24 protein-coding genes and 1 tRNA gene are annotated in these 26,463 nt (G+C 72.3%); 11 read left to right on the forward strand and 14 right to left on the reverse strand.

Going from position 1 to position 26,463, the window contains the following annotated elements:
* The first annotated feature begins 23 nt into the window (after nt 1-23).
* Complete coding sequence (locus OHV05_RS11315) at nt 24-1,523, forward strand: SagB family peptide dehydrogenase (protein WP_405017562.1); 1,500 nt, start codon at nt 24-26, stop codon at nt 1,521-1,523.
* Nucleotides 1,524-1,690: 167 nt separating this feature from the next.
* Entirely contained in the window at nt 1,691-2,878 is a 1,188-nt protein-coding gene (locus tag OHV05_RS11320; RefSeq protein WP_405017563.1) for a sensor histidine kinase, read from the forward strand.
* Between the two features lie 16 nt (nt 2,879-2,894).
* Here OHV05_RS11320 and OHV05_RS11325 read toward each other — a convergent pair whose 3' ends face one another.
* The 10 genes from OHV05_RS11325 to OHV05_RS11370 all read right to left on the reverse strand — a co-directional run bounded on the left by OHV05_RS11325 (nt 2,895) and on the right by OHV05_RS11370 (nt 12,981).
* Nucleotides 2,895-3,506: a DNA-binding response regulator gene (locus OHV05_RS11325; protein WP_403042882.1), complete on the reverse strand. Its 612-nt coding sequence runs from the start codon at nt 3,504-3,506 to the stop codon at nt 2,895-2,897.
* 101 nt (nt 3,507-3,607) lie between these two features.
* Complete coding sequence (locus OHV05_RS11330; RefSeq protein WP_405017564.1) at nt 3,608-4,456, reverse strand: 4'-phosphopantetheinyl transferase family protein; 849 nt, start codon at nt 4,454-4,456, stop codon at nt 3,608-3,610.
* Nucleotides 4,456-4,755, reverse strand: coding sequence for an acyl carrier protein (locus OHV05_RS11335; RefSeq protein ID WP_405017565.1), 300 nt, complete (start codon nt 4,753-4,755; stop codon nt 4,456-4,458). The genes OHV05_RS11330 and OHV05_RS11335 overlap by 1 nt, the downstream gene beginning before the upstream one ends.
* A gap of 92 nt (nt 4,756-4,847) precedes the next feature.
* Nucleotides 4,848-6,623: an acyl-CoA dehydrogenase family protein gene (locus OHV05_RS11340; RefSeq protein WP_405017566.1), complete on the reverse strand. Its 1,776-nt coding sequence runs from the start codon at nt 6,621-6,623 to the stop codon at nt 4,848-4,850.
* On the reverse strand, nt 6,620-8,428 hold the full coding sequence (locus OHV05_RS11345; protein ID WP_405017567.1) for a fatty acyl-AMP ligase: 1,809 nt from the start codon (nt 8,426-8,428) through the stop codon (nt 6,620-6,622). Before OHV05_RS11345 ends, OHV05_RS11340 begins: the two co-directional genes overlap by 4 nt.
* Nucleotides 8,429-8,699: 271 nt before the next feature.
* A complete protein-coding gene (locus OHV05_RS11350; protein WP_405017568.1) occupies nt 8,700-10,106 on the reverse strand; it encodes a cytochrome P450 in 1,407 nt (468 codons plus the stop codon).
* A gap of 32 nt (nt 10,107-10,138) precedes the next feature.
* Nucleotides 10,139-10,741 carry a GTP-binding protein gene (locus OHV05_RS11355; RefSeq protein ID WP_405017569.1) on the reverse strand — a complete coding sequence of 201 codons (603 nt, stop codon included), beginning with the start codon at nt 10,739-10,741 and terminating at the stop codon, nt 10,139-10,141.
* Nucleotides 10,722-11,081: a DUF742 domain-containing protein gene (locus tag OHV05_RS11360; RefSeq protein WP_057237697.1), complete on the reverse strand. Its 360-nt coding sequence runs from the start codon at nt 11,079-11,081 to the stop codon at nt 10,722-10,724. Before OHV05_RS11360 ends, OHV05_RS11355 begins: the two co-directional genes overlap by 20 nt.
* Nucleotides 11,078-11,485, reverse strand: coding sequence for a roadblock/LC7 domain-containing protein (locus OHV05_RS11365; protein ID WP_057237695.1), 408 nt, complete (start codon nt 11,483-11,485; stop codon nt 11,078-11,080). The genes OHV05_RS11360 and OHV05_RS11365 overlap by 4 nt, the downstream gene beginning before the upstream one ends.
* A complete protein-coding gene (locus OHV05_RS11370) occupies nt 11,482-12,981 on the reverse strand; it encodes a sensor histidine kinase (RefSeq protein ID WP_405017570.1) in 1,500 nt (499 codons plus the stop codon). The genes OHV05_RS11365 and OHV05_RS11370 overlap by 4 nt, the downstream gene beginning before the upstream one ends.
* Before the next feature lie 465 nt (nt 12,982-13,446).
* Here OHV05_RS11370 and OHV05_RS11375 point away from each other — a divergent pair, with 465 nt between their 5' ends.
* The 3 genes from OHV05_RS11375 to OHV05_RS11385 are packed head-to-tail and all read left to right on the forward strand — an operon-like array spanning nt 13,447 to nt 15,982.
* Nucleotides 13,447-14,328: a MetQ/NlpA family ABC transporter substrate-binding protein gene (locus OHV05_RS11375; RefSeq protein ID WP_403042855.1), complete on the forward strand. Its 882-nt coding sequence runs from the start codon at nt 13,447-13,449 to the stop codon at nt 14,326-14,328.
* A complete protein-coding gene (locus OHV05_RS11380) occupies nt 14,325-15,323 on the forward strand; it encodes a methionine ABC transporter ATP-binding protein (RefSeq protein WP_405017571.1) in 999 nt (332 codons plus the stop codon). Before OHV05_RS11375 ends, OHV05_RS11380 begins: the two co-directional genes overlap by 4 nt.
* Nucleotides 15,320-15,982 carry a methionine ABC transporter permease gene (locus OHV05_RS11385; protein WP_403042849.1) on the forward strand — a complete coding sequence of 221 codons (663 nt, stop codon included), beginning with the start codon at nt 15,320-15,322 and terminating at the stop codon, nt 15,980-15,982. Before OHV05_RS11380 ends, OHV05_RS11385 begins: the two co-directional genes overlap by 4 nt.
* A 66-nt stretch (nt 15,983-16,048) precedes the next feature.
* Here OHV05_RS11385 and OHV05_RS11390 read toward each other — a convergent pair whose 3' ends face one another.
* Together OHV05_RS11390 and OHV05_RS11395 are read right to left on the reverse strand one after the other, a co-directional pair.
* Nucleotides 16,049-16,888 carry an alpha/beta fold hydrolase gene (locus OHV05_RS11390; RefSeq protein WP_405017572.1) on the reverse strand — a complete coding sequence of 280 codons (840 nt, stop codon included), beginning with the start codon at nt 16,886-16,888 and terminating at the stop codon, nt 16,049-16,051.
* Nucleotides 16,885-17,598, reverse strand: a complete 714-nt coding sequence (locus OHV05_RS11395; RefSeq protein ID WP_405017573.1) for a DUF998 domain-containing protein — start codon at nt 17,596-17,598, stop codon at nt 16,885-16,887. The genes OHV05_RS11390 and OHV05_RS11395 overlap by 4 nt, the downstream gene beginning before the upstream one ends.
* 97 nt (nt 17,599-17,695) lie before the next feature.
* Here OHV05_RS11395 and OHV05_RS11400 point away from each other — a divergent pair.
* From OHV05_RS11400 to OHV05_RS11415, 4 genes are all read left to right on the forward strand, one after another.
* Nucleotides 17,696-17,769 (forward strand) — tRNA-Lys (locus OHV05_RS11400).
* Between the two features lie 116 nt (nt 17,770-17,885).
* Nucleotides 17,886-18,248 (forward strand): DUF427 domain-containing protein, encoded by a 363-nt coding sequence (locus OHV05_RS11405; protein WP_405017574.1) that lies wholly within the window; start codon nt 17,886-17,888, stop codon nt 18,246-18,248.
* Between the two features lie 141 nt (nt 18,249-18,389).
* Nucleotides 18,390-20,681: a transglycosylase domain-containing protein gene (locus tag OHV05_RS11410; RefSeq protein WP_405017575.1), complete on the forward strand. Its 2,292-nt coding sequence runs from the start codon at nt 18,390-18,392 to the stop codon at nt 20,679-20,681.
* A gap of 105 nt (nt 20,682-20,786) precedes the next feature.
* A complete protein-coding gene (locus OHV05_RS11415; RefSeq protein ID WP_405017576.1) occupies nt 20,787-21,782 on the forward strand; it encodes an EamA family transporter in 996 nt (331 codons plus the stop codon).
* 108 nt (nt 21,783-21,890) lie between these two features.
* Here the strand turns inward: OHV05_RS11415 and lepB are convergent, their stop codons facing one another.
* Complete coding sequence (lepB, locus tag OHV05_RS11420; RefSeq protein WP_405017577.1) at nt 21,891-22,640, reverse strand: signal peptidase I; 750 nt, start codon at nt 22,638-22,640, stop codon at nt 21,891-21,893.
* 314 nt (nt 22,641-22,954) lie between these two features.
* A complete protein-coding gene (locus tag OHV05_RS11425; RefSeq protein ID WP_405017578.1) occupies nt 22,955-23,353 on the reverse strand; it encodes a chorismate mutase in 399 nt (132 codons plus the stop codon).
* Between the two features lie 214 nt (nt 23,354-23,567).
* Here OHV05_RS11425 and OHV05_RS11430 point away from each other — a divergent pair, with 214 nt between their 5' ends.
* Together OHV05_RS11430 and OHV05_RS11435 are read left to right on the forward strand one after the other, a co-directional pair.
* Nucleotides 23,568-23,993: an OsmC family protein gene (locus OHV05_RS11430; RefSeq protein WP_405017579.1), complete on the forward strand. Its 426-nt coding sequence runs from the start codon at nt 23,568-23,570 to the stop codon at nt 23,991-23,993.
* Between the two features lie 401 nt (nt 23,994-24,394).
* Nucleotides 24,395-26,449 carry a putative bifunctional diguanylate cyclase/phosphodiesterase gene (locus OHV05_RS11435; protein WP_405017580.1) on the forward strand — a complete coding sequence of 685 codons (2,055 nt, stop codon included), beginning with the start codon at nt 24,395-24,397 and terminating at the stop codon, nt 26,447-26,449.
* Nucleotides 26,450-26,463 lie beyond the last annotated feature (14 nt).

The following is a 26,463-nucleotide window of genomic DNA, read 5'->3' on the forward strand; positions in this document are numbered from 1 at the left end:
CCTCGGAGTCCTGAACAGCGCCGATGCCGGAGACCGACGTGATCGTCTCGCCCGACCCCGAAGAGCTGGCTCCGCGACGCCTGTGGTCCCTGCGGGAGGATGTCCACGTCGAGCTGCCCGACCCGGGCGGGGACGTCCTGCTGCACAGCCGTTGGCAGACCGAGCGGGTGGTCCGGCCCGACCGGACCACCCGCGAGGCGTTGCGACGGATGCGGCTCGGGCCGGTCTCGCTCCGAAACGTGCTGGACGGCGCCGAGGACGGCGCCGAGGAGCGACTCTCCCGGGCCCTGCACGGGATCCAGCACCTGATCGTCCGCTCGATCGGGATGACCGGCTCGCAGTCCCCGCTGCTGTCGTTCGTCCCCATGTCGCCGAGGGCGTCACTGGATCTGCCCCGGGTCACGCCGGACCGGCCGGTCCGGCTGTCCCGCTTCGCCCACCTGCACAGCGAGGGCAGGGGCTTCGAGTTGGAGTCCCCGCTCTCGCTGTTCCGGGTGACCGCCCACCGAGGAGCGGGGGCCGAGTTGCTGGCCTCGCTCGGCTGGACAGCGACACCCGAGGAACTGCTCAAGACCGTGCCGCTCCCCCGCGCCGTCGTACTGGAGCTGCTCGCCCACCTGCTGGCGGCCGGACTCGTGATCACCGACGAGGACCGCGGCGCCGAGCCGGAATCCGCCTTCGCCGAGCCCACGTTCGCCGAGGACAGCGATCCCGTCCTGGCCACCTGGTCCCCGGTGGACCTGCTCTTCCACACCCGGAGCACCACCGGCCGGCACGACCACGACTTCGGCGCCACCTTCACGCACGCCCTTCGCCTGCTGCCCGAGCCGGCCATCCGCCCGCTGCCGGACGGGCCGCGGTTCCCACTGCCGGCCGTCCGCGGCACGGCCGACGATCCGGCCCCGCTCGCCGCCGCACTCGACGCCGGACCGCGCCCCCTCGGGCCGGGCCCGGCCGGTGAACTGACGACGACTCAGATCGGTGAACTCCTGCACCGGTCGCTGCGGGTCCGCTCGGTGTCGGCGGACCCGACCGCGCCGGCCGCGTACCAGGTCAGCGACCGCCCCTACACCAGCATCAGCGGGAGCCACCCGCTGGAGGCGTATCTCACCGTCACCCGCTGCGCCGGGCTGCCGCCCGGCATCTTCCACTACGACCCGGCCGGGCACCAACTGACCCTGGTGAACCGGAACGAGACCGACCTGGCCGAATTCCTCACCTGTATCAGGACCGCCGGGGGCCTCACCGAGGCTCCCCCGGCGACCATCACGCTGACCGCCCGATTCTCCCGGGTCACCTGGAAGTTCAGCGCCCTGGGCTACGCCCTGGTGCTCCGCGACACCGGGGCCGCGCTGCAGACGCTGACCCTGGCGGCCACCGTCATGGGCCTGACCACCGCCGTTCTCGGGAACTCGGACGCCGACCTGGCACCCCGGTGCGTGGGCCTGGACTGGCGCTCCGAGGCCCCCGTCGGCCAACTGATCATCGACCCGTCCCACGCTCCGGCGAAGGGCCGACCCTGACCCGCCGGCCAAGTTGGAATTCGGTGCCGGAACGGGCCGCCAGCCCTTACGCTCGGTCTTGGAATCGGCATGTCGGAAGGGTACGGATGGGCGTCCAGTCAGGAGAAGGGCAGCCCTCGGCCTCGCTGCCGCAGGCGGCTCGACGGCCACTCGCGCGGTTACGCGCCGTGGTACGACGCCCGGCCCGGGACACCCCGGGCACCCCGGTGCCCCGGTTCGCGCTGTTCATCCTCTGCTTCGTGCTGATCGCGTTCATGGTGCAGGTCTCGGTGAACCTCTTCTCGGTGGCACAAGCCGGCCGGACCACTCCGCTGGTCGGGATGCTGTGCTTCGCAGTCATCGACGTCATCCAACTCAGCCACTCACTGCCCCAGATGGCGGCGTTCCGGCGCAGATACGGCAGGTGGACGCTGAGCGCCCAAGCCCTGCTGACCTATCTGCCGATCCTGCTCTTCGGTGAAGTCTGGGGCGCTGCCGGCGGGTTCCTCTCGGGTTCGGCGCTGCTCCTGCTGCCGGCCGCCTGGGGCCGGACGGCCTTCACCCTGGTGACGCTCTCCATCCCGGCGATCGCGGTGGCCCATCACAGCAACTTCCAGAACACCGTCTACATCGCCATCTCGACGATGCTGAGCGGGCTGGTGGTCTACGGCCTCAGCCGGCTGGCCGGCCTGGTGGTCGAACTCCACCGGGCCCGGGAGAAGTTGGCCCGGATGGCGGTGGCCCAGGAACGGCTGCGGTTCGCCCGGGACCTGCACGACCTGCTCGGCTACAGCCTGTCCGCGATCACCCTGAAGAGCGAGGTGGCCATCCGGCTGGTGCCCAAACACCGGGGCCGGGCGGTCGACGAGCTGACCTCGATACTGGAGATCTCGCGTCAGGCGCTGTCCGACGTCCGCGCCGTCGCCAGCAGTTACCGCGACATGTCGCTCTCCGGCGAGGTCGCGGCGGCCGAGGCGATGCTCCGTACCGCCGACATCGACGTCGAGGTCCGGCTCTCCGACCCCCCGCTCTCCCTCGACGGGCAGATCGACACCGTGCTGGCCACCGTGCTGCGCGAGGCCGTCACCAACATGCTCCGGCACAGCAAGGTGCAGCACTGCCTGATCGCGACCGTACGGGAGGGCTCGCTGGTCAGGCTCACCATCGTCAACGACGGGGTGACCGACGAACCCGAGACGGCGGCCGCCGCCACCCGGAAGTTCAGCGAACGCAGCGGAAGCGGGCTGGCCAACCTCGACAGCCGGGTGGCGGCGATAGGCGGGCGGCTCACCGCGGGCGTCCGGCCGGACGGCCGGTTCCAGCTGGTCGCCGAGGCGCCGCTGGAACCGGCCGTGCCCCTGCGGGTGGCGTCCTGAGCCACCGTCGGCGGCGTCAGAGCAGCAGCCAGCCGGCCTCCTCCGCGATCCGGATGGCGTCCACCCGGTTGCGGGCGTTCAGCTTGGTGACCACGGTCGTCAGGTAGTTGCGCACGGTGCCGGCCGAGAGGAAGAGCGCCGCCGCGATCTCCACCACCTCGGCCCCGCCGGCGGCCATCAGCAGTACGTCCACCTCCCGCTTGGTGAGCGGGTTCTCCCCCGAGTCCCAGGCTGCCATCGCGAGTTGCGGGTCGACCACCCGCTCCCCGGCCACCACCTTGCGGATCGCCTGGGCCAGCTCGGCCGGCGGCGCGTCCTTGAGCAGGAACCCGCCCACCCTGGCCGACATCGCCCGGCGCAGCGTGCCGGGCCGGCCGAGGCTGGTGAGGATCAGCGTCCGGCAGCTCGGCAGCTGTTCGTGCAGGAGGGTCGCGGCGGTCAGCCCGTCCACACCGGGCAGGTCGATGTCGAGAACTGCGATGTCCGGTCTGTGGGCCAGGGCCTGAGGGAGGATCGAGTCCCCGTGGTCGACCTCCGCGACCACCTCGATGTCCTGCTCCATTCCGAGCAGGGCCACCAGCGCCCCCCTGACCATGTGCATGTCCTCAGCGAGCAGTACCCGAATCACAATCCCCCCCGCTCAAATCGATCCGACGAACAAACGTCAGATGATCAAGCGTAAACCCCGTGGCAAAAGGATCACTTTAGGCGCCGGGCAGTGGGGTGGTGCTACGTGACGTCGATCAGTGCGTCCAGCAGACCGTCGTCCAGCATGGTGTGGGCCGCGATGTCGGCGGTGTCGCCGAAACCCGCGTCGAACAGGGCGACGCTCACCGTGTAGGCACCGTCGTCCACCGCCCAGGTGCCGAAGCTCCACTCGTCCCCCGTGCCGGGCGAGCCGTCCGGACGCAGCACCTGGACCCGCTCGTCGCCCGCCGTCGGCGTGAAGCCGAACTCGGTGAACCGGAACCGCAGGCCCTGGCCGATCGCCTTGCTGTACGCCTCCTTGAGCGTCCACAGCCGCACCAGGGCCAGGTTCCGCTGTTTCTCCGGCAGTTCCTGCAGCCGGGCGGTCTCGTGCGGGGTGCAGATCTGCTTCTCCGCACCCGTCCCGAGCAGCCGGCGGCTCTCCAGCTCCGCGTCCACGCCGATCCAGCCCCGGCGGGTCAGGCCGACCACCAACAGGTCCTCGGTGTGGCTCAGGCTGATGTCGACCTGGTCGCAGCCTCGCAGGTACGGCCGCCCGCCCAGCTTGTACGCCAGGTCGACCGTCTCCGGGGCGGCCTGCAGCGCGTTGCCCGCCGCGTGCTTGAGCAGCAGCCGGGAGGCCAGGAAGCGGGACCTGACCTGCTCGTGCGACATCGCCTGGTAGCGCGCCCAGTCGCGGCCGAGCACGGCGACCTCCCGCTCCGACGGCTCGACGGCCGGCTCCGCGGCCGGGAGCCAGTCCCCCAGCCGGGAGACCAGGACCGCACTGCCGCGTACGTCGAGCGCCTCCCGGACGGCATCCCACGGGCCGTCAGGTCCGGTCAGCCGGATCGGCGCACCGACCGCCGCCGCCGGGACGGCGGCCGGCATCACGGGCGGACCTCCTCGGCGAGATCGGTGAGGTACTCGACCAGCGTGGTGACGCTGACCAGGCTGCCCACCATCTCGGAGAGCGACAGCTCGCCGAGCTCCGGGAGGCGGTTCTCGATCCGGTACTTCAGCTGCATCAGCATCACCGAGTCGAACCCGAGGTCGTCGTAGAACCGCGCGTCGGCGTTGGCCGGGACGACCGTCTCCGGGGCCTGGTCGGCCAGCACCGCGGCGACCTCCGCCGACACCAACTCCAGCAGCCCCCGCGCCTGCCGGTCGAGCACCGCCCCGGGGCTCATGACCGCTCCCCGGTGGTGACGCACTGCTGCCGGCACATCCGACGAAACATCATGTTCGGTCCTCCAATGGACATCTGCGACGCGGTGGTCCCTCAGGACGCCGGGCGGGCCGCGGTCGGGGAGTCGTACAGGTCGAAGCTGCCGCCCGAGTGGTAGCGGCGGAACAGCTCCTCCAGCACCTGGTCGTCGGCGCCGGGGGCGCGCTCCGACAGACCCAGGCCGAGCCGCCGGCAGATCCTCAGCAGGGCGGTGACCAGCCAGGCCGGCCGGCTCAGGAAGGTCTCCGGGTCGCCCTGCTGGTGCCGCCAGACCCCCAGTGCGGCGGCGGCGGCGAGCAGCAGCGTGTAGCGGTCCGCCAGCGCGTAACTGCGAGGACTGGCAAGCCCGTTGCGGTCCTGGAGGGACAGCCCTCGGCAGGCCGAGCGGAGTTCGTGCAGCTCCACCACGAGCGACCGGGTCAGTACCCGCAGCACGTTCCGGCTCTCCCCGCCCGCCTCGGACTGCTCCAACCAGGCCGCCGCCGAGACGAGTTCGGCGGCCAGCGGGTCGCCGTCGCCGACCACGCCGAGCCGGGTGACGTCCAGTGCGGGCAGGTCGTCCAGCATCCGGAACAGCGCCGGGTCCGGCTGGGGTTCGGCGAACCAGGCCCGGTCCGCCAGCACCGGCAGCCGGGGGATGATCGTCGACTGGCAGGCCGCCGTGCCGGAGTGTCCGAGGCTGGTGATCGGCAGGTCCCTGACGTGCTTCTGGAAGATCCCGTACTCACCCTCCTTCACGTACAGGCTGGAGCCGAGCAGCACCGAGAGGTCGTAGACCAGGTCGCTGAGCAGGATCGGCAGCAGGTACTTGGTGGCCGCCGCGTAGACGCCGGTGGCCTCCGGGTGGAGATGCACGCCGCGGGTCGCGGCCAGGGCAAGGCTGTCGCAGACCAGCAGGTCGGCGAAGGAGCCGGCCAGACTGGCCCTGGCCTGCGGATTGCGCATCACCGGGCGGCCGTTCAGACCCCGGTCCAGGGCGAACCGCAGGGCGGTGCGCAGCACCGTGTCGCAGCCGGCCAGCACCATCGAGGGCAGCACGCTGCGGGTGAGCTGGAAGGAGCTGAGCGCCAGGTCGACACCGTCCCCCCACCCGCCGAGCAGGGCGTCCCGGGGGACGGGGCAGTCCTCGAAGCCGAGACCGCTCATCCAGCAGCCGCGCAGGCCGACCGTCCGGTAGCGGGGCAGGTCGCGCACCCGGTCGGCGGGGAGTGCCGCCCGGTCGAGCAGGACGGCCGAGTGACTCCGGCTGCCCGGACGGTCGTCGGTACGGCAGAACATCACCAGGGCGTCGGCGTGCGCCGCGTTGACGATCACCCGCTTGGCGCCGTCCAGCCGCAGGCCCCGGCCCGACGGCTCGGACCTGAGGCTGAACTCGTCCCGCAGGAAGGCGTTTCCGTGGGCCAGGTCCCGGTAGGCGACGGCCAGCCTGCCGCCGCCGAGCAGCACCTCGGCGGCCTGCCGCTGTTGCCGCTCGGTGCCGCCGGCCCAGACCGAGGTCGCTGCCAGGAAGGACCCGGCGCCGTAGCCGACACCGAGCGAGGGATCCCGGCGGAAGACCGGGCGCAACATCCGCGCCAGCACGTCCACCCGGTCGAACCGGCCGCCGAGGCGCTCGGGCACGAACTCCGCGTTCAACCCGAACCGGTCCAGCAACTGCACTGCTTCACCGGGGAGTTCGCCCCGTTCGTCGGCGGCCAGCACGGCGCTGTGGCCGTACGGGTTGGCCGGATCCCACGGGTCGCCGAATCCCTCCTCCAGCTGCGCGAGCCGCCGCCGCACGGCCGGCTCGGTGGCACCGGCCGTGGTCACGGCCGCCGTCGAAAGGGTCACCGGAATACCTCCGTACGCATCGGGGCGGCACCGACCAGCTGGGCCACCTCGGGCTCGACCACCTGGTGCAGGGCCTGCAGCCGCCCGGCCAGGAAGAGTTGCCGCATCGCGGACCGCTCCACCTTGCCGCTGGTGGTCCGGCGGACCGTTCCCGGCCGGACCAGCAGCACGCTGCCCGCCGTCGCCTCGAACTCCTGCGAGACGCACCTGCGGACCGCCAGGTTGAGGGCGGGCAGGTCCAGGTCGTAGCGGCTGCCGGTCCGTACCTCCTGCACGACGACCATGTGGCTGCGGTCCGGCTCCACCGCGAACACCACGGCCGAGCCGAACAGGCTGCTGACCTTCTGCACCGTGCGCTCGATGTCCTGGGGGTAGAGGTTGCGGCCCGCCACCACCAGCAGGTCCTTGATCCGGCCGGTGATGAACAGCTCGCCGTCCCGGAGCCCCCCGAGGTCGCCGGTGCGCAGGAAGCCCGGCTCGCCCTCGGCGGTGGCCGTCCGGAACGTCCGGTTGGTCTCCAGCGGACGTTTCCAGTACCCCTGCGCCACGTTCTCGCCGCGCACCCACACCTCGCCGATCTGGCCCTCGTCGAGCGTCCGGCGGGTCCGGGGGTCGACGATCCGCAGGTCGAGGCCGGTGGAGCCGGGGCGGCCGCAGCTCACCAGGGTGCGGACGGAGCCGCCGGGCAGCGGGTCGCCGATCCGGTGCTTCTCCAGCGCTCCGGCATCCACCACCCGCTCGGCCGGGCCCGCCCCGCCCGGCTCGGCCGGACGTCCGAAGGCCAGCAGGGTGGCCTCGGCCAGCCCGTACGCGGGCACGAAGGCGTCGGGGCGGAAACCCACCGGGCCGAAGCGCTCGGCGAACGCCCGCAGGGTGTCCGCCCGAACGGGCTCGGCCCCGTTCACGGCGGTCCGCCAGCCGGACAGGTCGAGACCTTCGAGCTGACGGTCGGTCACCCGGCGGACGCAGAGGTCGTAGCCCAGATCGGGCGCGCCGCTGACGGTGATCCCGTACCGGCTGACGGCCTGCAGCCACCGGACGGGGTGCCGGACGAAGGTCTCGGGCGGCAGCAACACCCCGGTGCCGCCCAGCCAGAGCGGGTGCAGCAACTGGCCGACCAGGCCCATGTCGTGATGGAACGGCAGCCAGCCGCCGATCCGCGACTCCGCTGTCGTACCGAGCAGGGCTGCGATCTGGCGCTGGTTGGCGAGCAGGTTCCGGTGGGTCACCATGACGCCGCGCGGTTCGCTGGTGGAGCCGGAGGTGTACTGCAGGACGGCCAGGTCGTCGGCGCCCGCCGCGGGCAGCCGTCCGCCGTCGGCGGCGGGCAGTTCGGCGCCGTCCAGGGCCAGGCACGGGACCTGGGCGCTGCCGGCCTCCGCCAGCAGTCTCGAGATCTGCGGGGCGGACTGACGGTCGGTCAGCACCAGGGCCACCGCGGCGTCCTTGAGAATGCCCAGCACCCGGCTGTCCCGGGTGTGCCGGCCGTTGGGGGTGGGCGCCGGCACCGCCACCGCGCCCGCGTACAGGCAGCCGAGGAAGGCGACCGCGAAGCGCTGGGCGTCGGGCTGCAGGATCAGCACGTGCCGACCGGTCAGCCCGTGCTCCACCAGCCAGCCGGCCACCCGGCGGGCGACCAGGTCCAGCTCGCGATAGGTCAGCCGCTCCGCCCGCAGCCCGTCCGGGTCGGCGGGCCTGGTGCCCCGGCCCGCCCCGTCGTCCTGCAGGAACAGGTAGGCGTCCTGCTCCGGCCGCTCCTCGGCGTGCCGTGACAGCACGTCGGCGAAGGTCACTGGCTCCGTCATCGATTCCCCCGGTTCCTCACGTCTGGGACGGCGCGCACGGCAGCCGCGTGGCCGTTCCGAGAACTGCGACCGCGGTATGTGACAGTCGCCCGCATGGGCGTTCCAGGACGCCCGTGACAGGGTCGGGGCACTCGCTAGAGTCCTTCTGGACTACCGCTGGGCAGTCCGACGGGCCGCCGGAACGCTCGTTCGGGCTCGACCCAGCGGTGCCCGGACACCGCGCGGGCACGGCAAAAGGCCCCCACCTCGCGGTGGGGGCCTTCCTCGGTTCTCAGCCCTGGCGGCGGCCGAAGATCCGGCGCCACCAGCTGCGGCGCGGGGCCGGGGCCGGGGCAGCGGCGGTCGGCTCGGCGACGGCGGTCTGGGTCACCGGCGCGGCCGGGGCCTGGGCCGGGACGGCGGCCGGGGCCGGGACGGGCTTCGGGCGGCCCGGGGTGAACTTGACCGGGAGGCCGGTCAGGTGGCGGGCCAGCCAGGCGCCGCTCCAGCGCAGGTCCTCCTCGGCGACCGCGAGCTGGAGGTCCGGCAGGCGGGTGAGCAGGATGTCGATACCGGTCTCGGCGATCGCGCGGCCGACGTCCTGGCCGGGGCACTCGTGCGGGCCGCCGCTGAACGCCAGGTGCGAGCGGTTGCCGTAGAGCGGGGTGTCCAGGTCGGGGCGGACCTCGGGGTCGACGTTGCCGGCCGCCAGGCCGAGCAGCAGCATGTCGCCGGCCTTGATCTGCTGGCCGCCCAGCTCGGTGTCGATGGTGGCCCAGCGGCCCGGGATCATCGACAGCGGCGGGCTGTCCCAGAGCACCTGGTCCAGCGCGTCCGGCAGGGTCATGTGACCGCCGGAGAGGTTGGCACGGAACCGGCTGTCGGTGAGCACCATCCGCAGGGTGTCCGCGATCAGGTTCACGGTGGACTCGTTGGCCATCAGCAGCACCAGCCGCAGGTGCTCCATCAGCTCGTCGTCGGAGAGCCCGGCCTCGTGCTGGATCAGCCAGCTGGCCAGGTCGTTGCCCGGCTCGTTCCGCTTCCGGGCGACCAGCTGGCGGAGCGTGGTGGCCACGTACTCGTTGCTGGCGATCGCGGTCTCGGTGCCGAGCATCATGTCCCGGGCGGCGACCACGAGTTGCGGACCGTACTCGTCCGGCGCACCGAGCAGCTGGGTCATCACCAGCATCGGCAGGTGCTCGGCGAACTCGCCGACCAGGTCCACCGTGCCGCGGCCGGTGAAGCCGTCGATCAGCTGGTCGGCGAACCGGGTGACGTACCGGCGCATGCCCCGGCGGTCGAACCGGTTCAGCGCGTCGGTGACCGCGCCGCGCAGCCGGCGGTGCTCGGCGCCGTCCGCGAACAGGCAGAGCGGCTGCCAGGCCAGCACCGGCATCAGCGGCGAGTCCATCGCCACCTGGTTCTGCTGGAACGCCGTCCAGCGCCGGGAGTCCCGGGAGAACCGGGACGGGTTGCGCATCACGGTCAGGTTGGCCGAGTGGCCGACCACCAGCCAGGCCGGCAGGTCGCCGTGCAGCAGCACCGGCGCCACCGAACCGTGTTCGGCGCGCAGCTTCTCGTACAGGCCGCTCGGGTCGGCCTCGGCCTCCGGGCCGTACAGCCGCCGTATCTGGTCGGTGCCGAGGCCGTGGGCCGGGCAGCCGGGCGGCGGGGTGAGCTGGCCGTCGGGGGTGGTCACGGGTGGTCTCCGGGAGTGAGTGTGATCAGGCGTCAGGAGGACAGGGAGTACAGGTAGCGCATCAGGGCGAGCAGCACGTCACGGCTGGCCTCCCGGCTGCGGGCGTCGCAGGCCACGATCGGCACCTCGTCCGGCAGGTCGAGCGCCGCCCGAAGGTCGTCGATCGGGTGGCTCGGCGACTCCGGGAAGGTGTTGACGGCCACCACGAAGGGCACACCGCGCTCCTCCAGCCGCCCGATCACGTCGAAGCTGACCTCAAGGCGGCGGGTGTCGACCAGCACCACCGCACCCAGCGCGCCCTCGAACAGGCCGTTCCAGAGGAACCAGAACCGCTGCTGGCCCGGGGTGCCGAAGAGGTAGAGCACCAGCTCGTCGGAGATGGTGATCCGGCCGAAGTCCATCGCGACGGTGGTGGAGGTCTTCCGCTCCACGCCGGTGACGTCGTCCACCTCGACCCCGGCCCGGGTCATGGTCTCCTCGGTGGTCAGCGGACGGATCTCGCTGACCGAGCCGACCAGGGTGGTCTTGCCCACCCCGAAACCACCGACGATCACCACCTTGACGGCGGTGGCGGCGGTGGCCGGCAGCAGATCGGTCCCGCTCGGACCGCTCGGCTCAGAGCTTCTGAAGTCCATTCATCACCGCTTCGATCAGGGCACGGTCGGGGAGTTCGGCCTTGGGGACGGGGGCCCGGGCCTCGACCCGGTCCTCCGTCAGCAGGTCGGCGATCAGCACGGTGACCACGCTCATCGGCAGGTTGAGGTGGGCGGAGACCTCCGCCACCGAGAGCGGTGACTCGCAGATCCGCAGGATCGCCGCCTGTTCCGGCTGCATCGCGGGCTGCGGACGGGACTTGGCGACGACCAGGGTGACCAGGTCGAGCACGACCCGCTCGGTCAGCCCGCTGCGTCCACGCGTGATCACGTACAGCCGCTCGGGGTTACCCGCCTCCCAGTCCGCGCCCGGGTCGGTCATGCGACCTGCTCACCGTGGCGCGGGGCCGTGCTCAGATGCTCGCCGATCCGGGCCACCAGGTCGCGCATCCGCTGGCCCATCAGTCCGGCGTCCACGCCCTGGTCGGCCAGTACCGCGAGGTAGGCCCGGGCGCCGGCCGCCATGAGGTAGAAGAAGCCGCCGGAGGTCTCGATCACCACCAGCCGCATCCGGCCGTCCCCGTGCGGGAACTCGGAGCCGATCGCGGTGGCCAGGCTCTGCAGTCCGGCGCAGGCGGCGGAGAGCCGGTCCGCAGTGTCGGTGTCCGTGCCGTACTGCGCCATCCGCAGTCCGTCCGAGGACAGCACCACCACGTGCCGGGTCTGCGGTACGCCCTCGGCCAGTTCCTTGAGCATCCAGTCCATGTTGGCCCGCTGCTGAATCACTGCTCACCCTTACCTGAGGACTCGTCACTGTGGTGGTCCGGCCGGCCGTTCACGCCGTTGGCGAACGCCGCCAGCCACATCCCGGGCTGCTCCGGCGCCGGCGCCGGAGGGGCGGCCTGCGGGACCGGCACCGGCCGGCTCGCCGCGGCGGCGTGCCGACGGCGCTGCGGCAGGCCGTTGGCGGCCCGCTCGGTCACCTGCGGGTGCTGCTCGCTCTCCCAGGGCTGCGGCCCGGACGGTGCCCGGACCGCCGCCGGGGCCGCCGCGTGCCGGGCGGCCAGCGCCGGACGGACCGCGGCCGGCACCGCCCGGCGCGGGCCCGAGGCCACGCCGATGCCGTGCGCCCGCTCGGTGGTCGCCGGGGTGGCGGTGAGCAGCTCCTGCGGCACGATCAGCACCGCGCGCACGCCGCCGTAGGCGGAGGGGCGGAGCGAGACCTGGAAGCCGTACGCCTGGGCCAGCCGGCCGACCACGGCGAGGCCGAGCCGGGGGGTCTCGCCGAGGTCGTTGAGGTCGATGCCCTCCTGTGCCTCGCGGAGCATCCGCTCGGCGCGGGCCCGGCCCTCCTCGCTCAGGCTGAGGCCGCCGTCCTCGATCTCGATCGCGATGCCGGTCTGCACCTCGACCGCGGTCAGGTGCACGTTGGTGTGCGGCGGCGAGTACCGGGTGGCGTTGTCCAGCAGCTCGGCCAGCGCGTGGATCAACGGCTCGACCGCGGGGCCGATCACCGCCACCTCGGAGACCGGGTGCAGCTCGACCCGCTGGTAGTCCAGGATCCGGGAGACCGCGCCGCGCAGCACGCTGTAGAGCGGAACTCCCTTGCTCCACTGGCGTCCCGGCCGCGCGCCACCGAGCACCGCGATCGAGTCGGCCAGCCGGCCGACCAGGGCGTTGCCGTGGTCCAGCCGGAGCAGGTCGTCGAAGACGGCCGGGTCGGTGCCGTGCCGGTCCTCCATCTCGCGCAGGTCCTGGGCCTGCCGGTGCACGATCGCCTGCACCCGCCGGGCGATGTTCACGAACGCCCGCTGGGCCGACTCGCGCAGCCCCTCCTCCGCGTCGACCGCCTCCAGCACCGTACGCAGCACGGCCTGCCTGGCCTGCTGGAAGCCGGGCGAGTCGGCGTCGGGGGACAGCTCGCGCAGCACGTCGTCCAGGAACTCACCGGCCTGCAGCCGGGCCACCGCCTTCGGCAGCACCTCGGCGAGCTGGCTGGTCTCCGCCTCCTGGGCGGCCAACTGTCCTCTGAGCTCGGCCTCCTGGCGGAGCGAACGCTCGCGCAGGACCTTCAGCTCACGACCTCGACGGGCCGCCTCGGCCGCCACCAGGGCGACCGCCAGGGTGGCCACCGCACCGCACCAGCCGACCGCCGTCCGGGCTTCCCCCGCTATCAGGAAAGTGGCGACGACGGCCGCGACGGCGGTCAACACCGTGGGCAGGAGCCATCCCAGTGTGCGCGCGGGGCGCAGATCTCCGGGCGTCTCTCCAGCACCAAGCATCAGCGTCCTCAACTGTCGGAAGGTGTACGGACCTACGGGCCGCGTACCGGCCTGGGAGGGCCTTTCCGGTCCTCGCCCACCTTGACAGGCACAGGATGGGCGGGGCTGGGCGGGAGTAGCATAGCCGGTTTTTCGGATCACCCTGACGGGGTCTCAACATACTGATCAGCTACCATATTTGGGCCTTTCAGGTGGCCTTTCGGGCGCAGATCACACCCCTATCACGCGCCGCTCACACGGCTGCGGCGCTCGGCCCGCCCTCCTCGTCCGACAGGAAGCGCATGCCGATGGGTTGAGCACGATCCCGAGATCGGGGTGGCCGCCCTGGTGCAGATCGGGCGGCTGGCCAGGGGGCATCCCGGACGGCCCTTCGCATTCGTACGGGATGTTTCAATCTCTTGAACTGATGTGAAATATGCCTTGGATTTGAAGGTCATAACTTTTTCTCATGCTTGGATCAAAGGCATGGAACACCCCTCCTTCCCCGTCCGGCTCGCGGCCACCGCCGCTGCCATCGCCCTCTCCACCACCCTGCTGACCGCCTGCTCCACCGACAGCGCGGGCTCGGGCAAGGTCCGGATCGGCATCTCCGGGGCCAGCTCCGACTGGGACGTGCTCAAGCAGAAGGCCAAGGCCGAGGGCATCGAGATCGAGCTGGTCACCTTCGACGACTACGCCCTGCCCAACAAGGCGCTGGCGGCCGGCGACATCGAGCTCAACGCCTTCCAGCACCTGGCCTTCCTCAGCCAGTTCAACGCCAACAACAACACGAACATCGTGCCGATCGGCGCCACCTCGGTCTCCCCGCTCGGGCTGTACTCGCTGAAGCACAAGAGCGTCGACCAGATCCCGGACGGCGGGAAGATCGCCGTCCCGAACGACCCGTCCAACCAGGGCCGGGCGCTGCGGGTGCTGGAGCAGGCCAAGCTGATCGAGCTGAAGGCCGACACCGGCCTGTACGGCACCCCGGAGTCGATCTCGGCCAATCCGAAGCACCTGACCATCGTGCCGGTGGACGCCCAGCAGACCCCGCGCAGCCTGCAGGACACCGCCGCCGCCGTGATCAACTCCGGGGTGGCGGGCCAGGCCGGGTACGAGGTCAAGCAGGCGATCTTCCGGGACGACCCGAAGAACCCGGGCACCCGCCCGTACGTCAACGTGATCGCGGCCCGCGCCACCGACCGGGACAACGCCACCTATCTGCGGATCGCCGAGCTCTACCACTCCCCCGAGGTGCAGGCCGCCGCGGCCGAGGAGTCCAAGGGCGCCAGCGTGCCGAGCGACCTCGACCGGGCCGCCCTGCAAGCCGAGTTGGACCGGCTGGCCAAGCAGGTGAAGGGCAGGTGATCGAGCTGGTCGAGGTCAGCAAGGAGTACGGGGACTTCCGTGCGCTGGACCGGGTCAGCCTGACCGTTCCGGACGGCGGGATCTTCGGGGTGATCGGCCACAGCGGCGCGGGCAAGAGCACCCTGCTCCGGCTGATCAACCAGCTGGAGCGGCCGACGGCCGGCTCGGTCCGGCTGAACGGCACCGAGCTGACCGACCTGAGCGAGCGCCGGCTGCGCGAGCACCGGCGGGAGATCGGCATGGTGTTCCAGCAGTTCAACCTGTTCAAGTCGCGCACCGTGCTCGGCAACGTGGCCTACCCGCTGAAGCTGGCCGGGCTCCCCCGCCCGGTGGTCCGGCAACGGGCCCTGGAGGCCCTGGAGTTCGTCGGCCTCGGCGAGTACGCCAAGCGGCACCCCGAGCAGCTCTCCGGCGGGCAGCGCCAACGGGTCGGCATCGCCCGGGCGTTGGCCAACTCGCCCAAGGTGCTGCTGAGCGACGAGGCCACCTCCGCGCTCGACCCGGAGACCACCCTGGAGGTGCTCGACCTGTTCCGGCGGATCAACACCGAACTGGGCGTCACCATCGTGCTGATCACCCACGAGATGGACGTGCTGCGGCGGATCTGCGACCGGGTCGCAGTGCTGGACGCCGGACGGCTGGTGGAGACCGGCGACGCGTACCGGGTGTTCGCCCACCCGCAACACCCCACCACCGCCGCCTTCGTCCGCTCCGTGCTGCCCGACCGCCCGGCCGGCGCCACCCTGGCGCGGCTGCGCGACCGGCACCCGGGCCGGCTGCTCACCGTGCCGTTCACCCACGACGGGGACCTCGGCCGCGGCCTCTCCCGGCTGCTGCGCGAACACCGGCTGGACTTCTCCCTGGTGCACGGCGGGATCAGCGAGGTCGGCGCACTCCCGCTGGGCAGCCTGACCGTCGAACTGCACGGCGGGGAAGCGGATCTGACGGCCTTCCTGGCCGCCTGGGAGCGCCGTTCGGAGGTACTGGCCGCATGAAGGTCGACTGGAACGTCTTCTGGCCGAAGCTCGCCGACGCGACCGGGCAGACCGTCTACATGGTGCTGGTCACCCTGCTGCTCTCCTCGGTCCTCGGGCTGGTGCTCGGCCTGCTGCTGTACGCCACCCGGAAGGGCAACCTGCTGCAGAACCGGGCGGTGTTCTCGCTGCTCAACCTGCTGATCAACCTGGTCCGGCCGGTGCCGTTCATCATCGCGATCGTGGCGATGGCCCCGCTCACCCGGGCGGTCACCGGCTCGATGATCGGCACCGAGGCGGCGATCTTCCCGATGGTGGTGGTGGCCACCTTCGGAGTGGCCCGGATCGTCGAGAACAACCTGGTCGCGGTCGAGCCCGGCGTGATCGAGGCGGCCCGGGCGATGGGGGCCGGACCGGTCAGGATCATCCTGACCGTGCTGGTGCCCGAGGCGCTCGGCCCGCTGATCCTCGGGCTGACCTTCATCCTGGTGGCGCTGATCGACTTCTCGGCGGTGGCCGGGACGGTGGGCGGCGGCGGGGTGGGCAACCTGGCCATGACGTACGGCTATCTGCGCTTCGACACCTCGGTGATGGTGGTGACGGTGGCCGTGCTGATCGTGCTGGTGCAGATCGCCCAGCTGACCGGGAACCTGCTGGCCCGCAAGGTGCTCCGGCGCTGACCCTCCGGTGGTGCCTCCGGTGGTGCCTCCCATGTGCCTCCCGTGGCGCCGGGCACGGTGGTGCCGTCAGCCGGAGGCGTCCAGCACCGCGGCGGCCACGTCGCCCGGTCGGTCCTGCATCAGCAGGTGGCCGGCCGGGACGGCCACCCGGAACTCCGCGTCGAGCAGCACCGCCAGCTCCCGCTGCCGCGCGAGCCAGGACCGGCCACCCCTACCGGTCGAGGCGGCCAGCACGATCGCCGGGGCGCCGGGCAGCGGCGCCGTCCGCCGCAGCCGGTTCAACTCGGCGGCCACGTCCAGGTAGTGGGTGTTCTCGGCGAGCGCGGCCCGGAACGAGCGGCTGGTCCGGTAGCAGCGCCGGACCAGCTCGGCCGGCGCCGGATCGCGGTGCCCGAGGGTGGCCGCCGCCCCGACCACCCGCCGGGCGGCCGGGCCGAGCAGGTACGGCACCGCGGTCGCGGTGGCCAGCCCGCCGAGCGTACGGACCGTCAGCTCGCGCAGGGCCGGGGCCCGCCCCGGGCGGGCGGTCGGTTCGGTGCTGCCGTCGAGCAGCACCAGCCCGGCGGTCCGGTCCGGGTGCAGCCGGGCGAACGCCTCGGTGTGGAAGGCCGCGATCGAGTGGCCCACCAGGGTGGCGGGGGTGTCCACCGCGAGGGCGTCCAGCAGGGTGGCGATCCGGTCCGCCTCGCCCCGGGCGGTCGGCGGCCCCGGGACGGACTCGCTCAGCCCGAAGCCCGGACGGTCGAAGCGGACCACCGTCCGGTGCGGTTCGAGCAACGGGACCACCCGGTCCCAGTCGAACCAGCAGCAGCCGAGCCCGCCGCTGAGCACCACCACCGGGCCCCGGCCGGAGACCACGGTGTGCACCGCCCGGCCGCCGACCCGGACGAACCTCGTGCCGGTCACCGCGTCACCTCCCGCCGCCCGTCGGCCCCGCCGCCGGCCACGCTCAGGGCCAGCACTCCCAGCCAGACCGCGACCAGCAGGATCTGCGAGCGCTGCCCCGCGCCCATCGTCCAGGTGCCGTGCCCGGCCTCGAAGGCGGCGATCGCGGCGAGGCTCCAGGCCGTGGCGGCCAGCTCGGCGCCCACCAGCCAGGGGCCGTACCTGGCCAGCGGGGGCCACCAGCCGTACCGGCGGGCGGCGACGGTGAGCAGCGCCACGGCGCCGATCGCGCCGACCATCGCCAGGCTGCTGCTGACGGCGTGTGCGGTGTGGGTGGCCGGGACCAGACCGGCCGTCTCGCGGGCCGCGCACTCCGGGTCGGCGGTCGGCGTGCAGCTCAACGGCAGCCGGGAGTCCACCGCCGTGGCCGCGCCGAACACGGCCAGCGACCACCAGCCGGCCACCGCCCAGGGGCGACGTTCCAGCCGCCACAGCGCGGTGACCGCCGCCGCCAGCACGGCCAGCCCGGCGACCAGGTCGGTGGCCCGGAACAGGCCGCCGAGCGGCTGGTCCTCGGCGGCCAGCTCGCTGACGTACGTCTGCACCGGGTCGAGCCCGGTGCTCAGCACCACCTCCAGCACCCACGCCGTGTAGGCGAGCGCGCTCAGCAACAGGAGGGCGGCGGTCGCCGTGGTGGTCCGGCCTGGGCGGCGGGCTGCGGAGCTGGGCACCGGACCAGCCTAATCACCGCGGCGGCCGGCCCCGGCCCGCCCCGGAACCGATTCGGAGCTTCCCGCCGGACCGTGTATTGTTCTCGGGGTCAGACAGGCGCCGCTAGCTCAGTTGGTTAGAGCAGCTGACTCTTAATCAGCGGGTCCGGGGTTCGAGTCCCTGGCGGCGCACAGACGGTCGGAAGGCCCCTCACTCAGGTGGGGGGCCTTCCGGCGTTTCCGCTCCGGGGCGGGCGGCCGCGCGGTCCAATGGACGGGAGAGGCCGACCCAGCAGAGGAGCACACCCATGTCGAACCCCACCCAGGGCCACCGGATCGAGCTGGTCCGCCCCGAGCAGACGGTGACGGTGCTGATCGACGGCGTCCAGGTCGCCAAGTCGAGCCGCCCGCTGGCGCTGTTCGAGACCGGCCTGCCGGTCCGGTACTACCTGCCGCCGGAGGACGTCGACCTGACGCTGTTCCGGCCGAGCGCGACGCACACCACCTGCCCGTTCAAGGGCGAGGCGTCCTACTGGTCGTTCGCCGACCGGGCCGACGTGGCCTGGTACTACCCGGAGCCGATCGACTCGGTGGCGGCGATCGCCGGGTACCTCTGCTTCTACGACACCGTCGCCAAGGTGCTCGTCGAGGGCGAGCTCCCGGAGCGTTAGACGGGTGCGATAAACCCGGCGTAAGAAAAAACGGGACAAAGGTCCCTAACATCTCCCATACCGTTCGGGGCAGGCTGGGACGGATCGTCTGATCCCGACCGCGTGAGCAACCGTCACAGGTCTCGCAGGAAAGGCCTCCCGTTGCCCCGCAGTGCCCCGAACGGTCCCCGTCCCCGCCCGCAGAAGGCCGGCCGGTCCCGCCCACGCCGGACCGGCTGGCGTCGGCTGATACCGACCTGGCGGTTCACCCTGGTCGGCACGCTGGTCTGCACCGTGCTCGGGGTCGGCCTGTTCGCACTCGGGCTGCTGGTGGTGAAGGTGCCCGACGCGCACGCGCAGGCCACCGCGCAGAGCAACACCTGGCTCTACCAGGACGGCACCCTGCTGGCCCGGACCGGGCAGACCAACCGGCAGAACGTCGGCCTGGACAGGATCTCCCAGGACGCCCAGCACGCCGCGCTCGCCGCCGAGGACCGGAACTTCTACCACGAGGGCGCGGTCAACCTGAAGGGCCTCACCCGGGCCGCGTTCGCCACCGCGACCGGCGGGAGCACCCAGGGCGGCTCGACGATCACCCAGCAGTACGTCAAGAACACCTACCTGAACCAGAAGCAGACCGTCGCCCGCAAGGTGAAGGAGCTGTTCATCGCGGTCAAGGTCGACGCCACCGAGACCAAGGACGAGGTGCTGACCGGCTACCTCAACACCTCGTACTACGGTCGCGGCGCGTACGGCATCCAGGCCGCCGCCCAGGCGTACTACGGCATCGACGCCGCCCAGCTGAACCCCGCGCAGGGCGCCTACCTGGCCGCCCTGCTCAACGCGCCCAGCGCCTACGACGTCTCGACCGCCACGCCCACCGGAAAGCAGAACGCCACCAACCGGTGGAACTACGTGCTCGACGCGATGGTGCAGGAGAACTGGCTCTCCGCCACCGACCGCGCCGCGATCACCTTCCCCGAGGTGAAGGAGCCGAAGAGCGCCCCCGGCCTGGCCGGCCAGGCCGGCTACCTGGTGACCGCCGCGACCGAGTACCTCACCGCGCACAACGTGCTCACCGACGCCCAGCTCGCCCAGGGCGGCTACACCATCAAGCTGACCGTGGACCCGAAGCGGCAGCAGGACCTGGACGCCGCCGTGCGCGGGCAGCTGACCGACCGGCTCAAGCCGGACAGCCGGCCGGTGGACGCCGCGGCGCAGGCCGGCGCGGTCTCGCTGGACCCGAAGACCGGTGCGGTGGTCGCCCTGTACGGCGGCCAGGACGCCACCAAGCACTGGATCGACAACGCCACCCGGCAGGACTACCAGGCCGGTTCGACCTTCAAGGCGATCGCGCTGGCCGCCGCGCTGGAGAGCGGCGCGGAGACCCAGTCCGGACAGACCATCACCCCGCAGACCGGGTACGACGGCCGGAGCAAGCGGCCGGTGGTGGGCGGCCGCGGCACGCCGTACGCGCCGCCGAACGAGGGCAACAAGAGCTACGGGCAGATCACCCTGCAGCAGGCCACCGACTGGTCGGTGAACTCGGCCTTCGCCCAACTCGCCCAGGACACCGGCCTGGAGAAGGTCCGGGACACCGCCGTCGCGCTCGGCCTGCCGGTCGACACCCCCGGCCTGAAGCAGGCGCCCGCCTCGATCGCGCTCGGCACCTCGACCCCGAGCGTGCTGGACATGGCCGGGGTGTACGCCACCCTGGACAACGACGGCAAGCAGACCACCCCCTGGCTGGTGCAGTCGCTGGAGCACGAGGGCGAGAACGTCGCCCTGCCCGCCCCGAAGACCACCCAGGCGATCAGCCCGGAGACCGCCAGGACCGTCACCTCGATGCTCCAGGGCGTGGTGAGCGACCCCGGCGGCACCGGGTACCGGGCAAAGGAGCTGGGCCGGCCGGCCGCCGGCAAGACCGGCACCACCGACGACCTCAAGTCGGTCTGGTTCGCCGGGTACACCCCCGAACTGGTCACCACCGTCGCCCTGTTCGGCCAGGACCCGGTCACCGGCAAGCAGGTCTCGCTGGACGGGACCGGCGGTGCCGCCGGTGCGGCGGGCGGCAACTTCCCGGCCCGGATCTGGACCGCGTACATGTCGGCGGCGCTCGACGGACAGCCGGTCGGCGAGTTCACCGAGCCGAGCGGTGGCCGGGGCTACTCCGCCGACCCCTCCGACACCCCGTCCTCGACGCCCTCCACCACCCCGACCACTCCGAACAGCCCGGCGTCGACGCCGGCCGAGCAGCCCACGACCCCGGTCGACCCCGCCCCGACCAGCGCGCGGCCGACCCCCACGCCGACGCCGAAGCCGACCCCCAGCCCGAAGCCCACTCCGACGCCGACGCCGACGCCCAAGCCGACCCCCACGCCGACGCCGCCGGACCCGACCCGGGAACCGCCGGTCAACGAGGCGGCCTCGCGGCAGGCGGTGCCGGCGGGCTGACCAGCAGGCTGACCGAGGGCGGCCTGGCGGTCCTGCCGATCCGGCAGGACCGTCAGGCATGGACACCCCTTACCTGACCGCGGGTCCGGCTGGCACAATGCGTCGGTGCACAGCTCATCGCCACTCCCTCAGGTCTCCTGGCTCTCCCCCCGGGCCCTCGGTCTCTCCCTCGCCCTGCTCTCGGCGCTCGCCTTCGGCGGCTCCGGGACCGCGGCCAAGCCGCTGATCGAAGCCGGGCTCTCCCCGCTGCACGTGGTCTGGCTCCGGGTCACCGGCGCGGCGGTGGTGCTGCTGCCGCTCGCGTACAAGCACCGGGACGCGTTCCGTCGGCGGCCGCGCCTGATGATCGGCTTCGGGCTGCTCGCGGTCGCCGGGGTGCAGGCCTGCTACTTCGCCTCGATCTCCCGGATACCGGTCGGGGTGGCCCTGCTGATCGAGTACCTCGGGCCGCTGCTGCTGCTCGGCTACCTCAAGTTCGTCCAGCGCAAGCCGGTCTCCCGGGCCGCCACCCTCGGCGCCGGGGTCGCGGTGACGGGTCTGGCCTGTGTGGTCGAGGTCTGGCACGGGCTGGCGTTCGACGCGCTCGGCGTGCTGTTCGGGCTGGGCGCCGCCTGCTGCCAGGTCGGCTACTTCCTGCTCGCCGACGCCGGGCGGCAGGGCGACAGCCCGGTCGACCCGATGGCCATCAGCGCGTACGGCCTGCTGGTCGGCGCCGTCGCCCTGACCGCGTTCACCCAGCCGTGGACGGCGGACTGGAGCGTGCTCGGCGGGGACGTGGTGATGAACGGGCGGGTGCTGCCGGCCGCGCTGGCCGCCGGCTGGATGGTGCTGATCGCCACCGTGCTCGCCTATCTGACCGGCGTGGTCTCGGTGCAGTTCCTCTCCCCGGCGGTGGCCGCCGTGGTGGCCAACCTGGAGGCCGTGGTCGCCACCGTGGCCGCCTGGTTCCTGCTCGGCGAACGGCTCGGCGGCTGGCAGCTGGTCGGCGGTGCGCTGGTGCTGATCGGCGCCTTCACCGCCCAGACCAGCCGCCCCGCCGAACTCGCCCCCGAGACAGCGGTGCCTCCCGCCGAACCGAGCGTGGCGGCCCGCCAGGGCTGACCCCGCTGCGGGCCGGGCGGCAGCTGACCCGGCGTCAGCTGTCGGTGGGGGCGCCCGGCCACCGGTCGGGGCTCGCTCGCCGGTGCGATGTTGTGTGCCGGTGCTGGGTCACTTGCCGAGCCAGCCGAACCAGTCCAGGTGACCCAGCGGCCAGACGATCGCCGAGGTGGGGCCGACCACGTTGGCCACCGGGACGGCACCGGCTCCCGGTCCGCCCTGGTGGTAGCGGGAGTCGGCGGAGCCGCTGCGGTGGTCGCCCTCGACCCAGATGTACCCCTGCGGGACGGTGACCGGGCCGAAGTCCAGCCCCGAGCAGGAGTCGTCGCCCGGGTGCAGGTACGGCTCGGAGACCGCCGAACCGTTCACCGTGAGGGTCTTGCCGGCACACCGGACGGTCTCGCCCTCGGTCGCGATCACCCGCTTGACCAGGTAGTTGTCGTCCTTCGGCGGGAGCAGGCCGACGAAGCTGAGCGTGCTGCCGACCGCGTCGGAGAACGCGTTGCCGCTGGCCGGCTGCACCGGCAGCCAGCCGCCCGGGTCCTTGAAGACCACCGGCTCGCCGGGCGCGGGCTCCCAGCCGAGCAACGGCGCCATCTTGTTGACGGCCACCCGGTCACCGATCCGCAGGGTGTTCTCCATCGAACCGGACGGGATGCTGAACACCTGGAACAGGCAGGTCTTGATGGCCAGCGCGATCACCAGACCGAGCACGACCATCGCGGGGAACTCGACCCACCAGGGCAGCCGTCGGCGGCGTCCGTCGGCCTTGGCACCGGCCTGGGCGGGGTGGTGCGGTGCGCTGTACTCGGCGTCCGGGGTCGACGTCCCGACCATCGGGCCGGACTGAGGAAGGGTCACGGATCAGGCCGCCTGCGGGCCACAGCCCGACGCGACCGGCGCCGCGCCGGTCAGCGCACCGTCGCCGCCCCGGCGGTACCGGGCTCGCCTGCCGGCGTCCTGCATCCTGTGCCGGGACTGGGGCCGGGACTGAGACTGGGGCTGGGGCTTTTGGGGCTGGGAGTTCCTGGCCATCGCGCTGTCCTGCCTTTCCGGGGATCCGGGGAGAACAGCACGCTAACGCCGTACTGGAACTGTCGCGAAATCAGACATTTAGCCATGCCCGACAGATCAGGGCTCGCAGCCTGCCACTGTGGAGTCGGGTGAGGCGCGGATCAGGACTGGGCGATCGCCTCGTGGTGCCTGATCACCTCGGCGATGATGAAGTTCAGGAACTTCTCCGCGAAGACCGGGTCCAGGTGTGCGCCTGCGGCGAGCTCGCGGAGCCGGGTGATCTGGGCCCGCTCCCTGGCCGGGTCGGCGGGCGGCAGCTTGTGCTCGGCCTTGAGCCGGCCGACCCGCTGGGTCGCCTTGAACCGCTCGGCCAGCATGTGGACCACTGCGGCGTCGATGTTGTCGATGCTCTCGCGCAGGCTGACCAGCTCGGCCCGGACCGACTCGGCGATCCCGCCGTTCCCGTCGGCGGCGGCACCGGTGGCGGCCGTGGAACTGGCCGTGAGGCCGGTCGGGACACCGGCCGGGGAGGCGGCGGAGGGCGTGGGCTGATCCGTCATCGGGAGGCTCCGGGGCTAGCTGACTGGGCTCTGGCAATCTAACAGGGGCGCCTCCTGGCGATCCCGGAGTGTGTCACCTCGGTCCGCCATGTGGACACTCCGGCGGACCCGGTGGCCGGTTTCGGGGCTCCGCGTGGCGCTCGCCCCGTAGGCTGAGCGAGGCATGACCGGCACTGACGGACCAGCAGTCCCCCAGCACAGGAGGTACCTGATCGTGGCAACCACCCGTACCGCGCGCACCGCTTGGGAAGGCAACCTGCTCGAAGGCAAGGGCGAGGTCACCTTCGCCTCCTCCGGCATCGGTGAGTTCCCGGTCTCCTGGCCCTCCCGCGCGGAGGCGGCGAACGGGAAGACCAGCCCCGAGGAGCTCATCGCGGCCGCGCACTCGGCCTGCTTCTCGATGGCGCTCTCCCACGGCCTTGCGGGCGCGGGCACTCCGCCCACCGCTCTGGACACCCAGGCCGACGTCACCTTCCAGCCGGGCACCGGGATCACCGGCATCCACCTGACCGTCACCGGCCAGGTCCCCGGCCTCGACGAGGCGGGCTTCGTGAAGGCCGCCGAGGACGCCAAGGCCAACTGCCCGGTGAGCCAGGCGCTGACCGGCACCACCATCACCCTGACCGCGAAGCTCGCCTGAGCCGCTCGCCGTCTCCGGCCCCCTGACCGCCCGTCCGGCTGACGCTCCGTCGGCCGGCTCTCCGCAGACCGGCAGCGACAAGTAGTGACAAGTCATGCTGTCTGAAGAGAGGTGCGGGAGGGGGCGCGTGCGCCCCTGGTGTGCATCTCACGATGTGTGCCAGGGGCGCCGTCACGTACCGGCACGCTTGTTGCGAATCCTGACGAATCACCCTGGCGGCGGTCGCCGTTGCAACTGAGCGCGTCCTATGATCGCCGCAGTGCCCTGTTCCTTGCAGAACGCCATCCACCCGCGTTCACCGCACCGAACGTCGACCGAGCGTCGAGGGCCTCACGGAGCGGTGAGCCGGCCACTGCGGTGCGGTCGGCGGGAGCAGCATCAGCAGCGGACGGGAGCATGCCGTGCCGGGTCGGAACGAGGGGACCGACCGTTCGTGCCCGGTCTGCTCCGGACCACTGGGCCTGGGTGACAGCGGCCCCGACGCACTCGTCGACGCACTCCAGGCCAGCGAATCGCGGTTCCGCGCGGCCTTCGCCGACGCCGGGATCGGGATGGCCCTGATCGGCTCCGACGACCGGATCATCGAGGCCAACCCGGCGTTCGCCGCCATGATCGGCCACGAGGCGCCGAACCTGGTGCGCACGCACATCCACGAGATCATCGACCCCGAGGACAGCCCCCGGCGGCTCTACCTGGAGCTGGTCCGCGGCGAGCGCGACCGGCTCCGGGTGGAGAAGCAGCTGAAGCACCGCGAAGGCCACGCGGTGTGGAGCAACGTCACCATCTCGCTGATCCGGGACGGCGCGGGGCAGCCGATGTACACCCTCGCCATGGTCGAGGACGTGACCGAACAGCGCCTGCTCGGCGATCAGCTCGCCTACCAGGCGATGCACGACCCGCTCACCAGGCTCCCGAACCGGACCCTCTTCTTCGAGCGGCTCAACGCGCTCTTCGGACCGGGGCAGCTCGGCGACGCCGCCGGTGACCTCGGAGAGGTCGGGTACACGGGGGACGCCGGGGATACCGGGGACGCCGCGACCGAGCCGGTCGGCGCCGTGGAGCTGGACGGGTTGGCAAGGCTGGACGGCCTCGACGGCCTGGACGGACTCGCCGACCTGGTCGGTCTCGTCGACCTGCCCGACCTGACCACGCTTCCCGGGCTGACCGGGCCGGACGAACCGGGCGGGCCGGACGACCAGGGCAAGCGGGTCGGTCTCTGCTACCTGGACCTGGACGGCTTCGCCGCGATCAACGAGACCCTCGGGCACCACGTCGGCGACGAGCTCCTGGTGGCGGTGGCCGCCCGGCTGGAACACGGCTTCGCCCGGGGCGACGGCCGGCTGGTGGCCCGGTTGGGCGGGGACGAGTTCGCCGTCCTGGTCTGCGACAGCGACGGCAGCGCGCAACTGACCGAGCTCGCCACCGAGCTGGTCAAGATGCTCGAGGAGCCGTTCGACGTGGCCGGCCAGCAGTTGGCGGTGACGGCGAGCGTCGGAGTGGTCGAGCGTCGAATCGTCGAGACCACTCCCACCGACCTGCTGAAGGACGCCGACGCCACGCTCTACTGGTCCAAGGCCGACGGCCGGGCCCGTTGGACGCTCTACGACCCGGACCGCGGCGCCCACCAGCTGACCAGGCAGCGGCTGGCCACCGCCCTGCGACCGGCGCTGGAACGCGGCGAGTTCACCGTCGAGTACCAGCCACTGGTGGGGCTGGCCGACGGCACCGTGCACGGCGCCGAGGCGCTGGTCCGCTGGCGGCACCCCCGGTACGGGACACTGTCCCCCGACCGTTTCATCCCGCTCGCCGAGGAGTCCGGCGCCATCGTGCCGCTCGGCAAGTGGGTGCTGGAGGAGTCCTGCCGGCAGGCCAAGCGCTGGCTGCTGGAGTTCCCCGAAGCCGAGACCTTCGTCAGCGTCAACCTGGCGGCCCGTCAGATCTGGGACTCCGACGTGGTGGCGGACGTCGCCGCGGCGCTGAAGCTCACCGGCCTGCCCGCCAGGCTGCTCCAACTGGAGATCACCGAGAGTGCCGTGCTCGGCCCCGGCGGCCGCCCGGTCCAAGCGCTCCAGGCCCTGGCGGACATGGGCATCCGGATCGCCATCGACGACTTCGGCACCGGCTACTCCAACCTCGCCTACCTGTCCCGGCTGCCGGTGCACGTGCTCAAACTGGACGGCAGCTTCATCGAGGGCTTCCGCGACCCGGCCCCGGGCGGGCGCCCGGACAGCCGGTTCCGGCGGACCGACGCGGACGAGCAGATCGTCGGCGCGATGGTCCAGCTGGCCCACGCGCTCGGCCTGACCGTGACGGCCGAGGGCATCGAGAACGCCTCCCAGGCCGAACGGCTGCGGCTCACCGGCTGCGACACCGCCCAGGGCTGGTACTTCGCCCGCCCGGGCGAGGCCGAGCGGATCGCGGCCATACTGCGCGAGGGTCGCGTCCGCTCGGCCTGACGGGCTGTCGTGTT

The sequence above is a fragment of the Kitasatospora sp. NBC_00070 genome, assembly GCF_045041205.1.
Taxonomy (GTDB): Bacteria; Actinomycetota; Actinomycetes; order Streptomycetales; family Streptomycetaceae; genus Kitasatospora.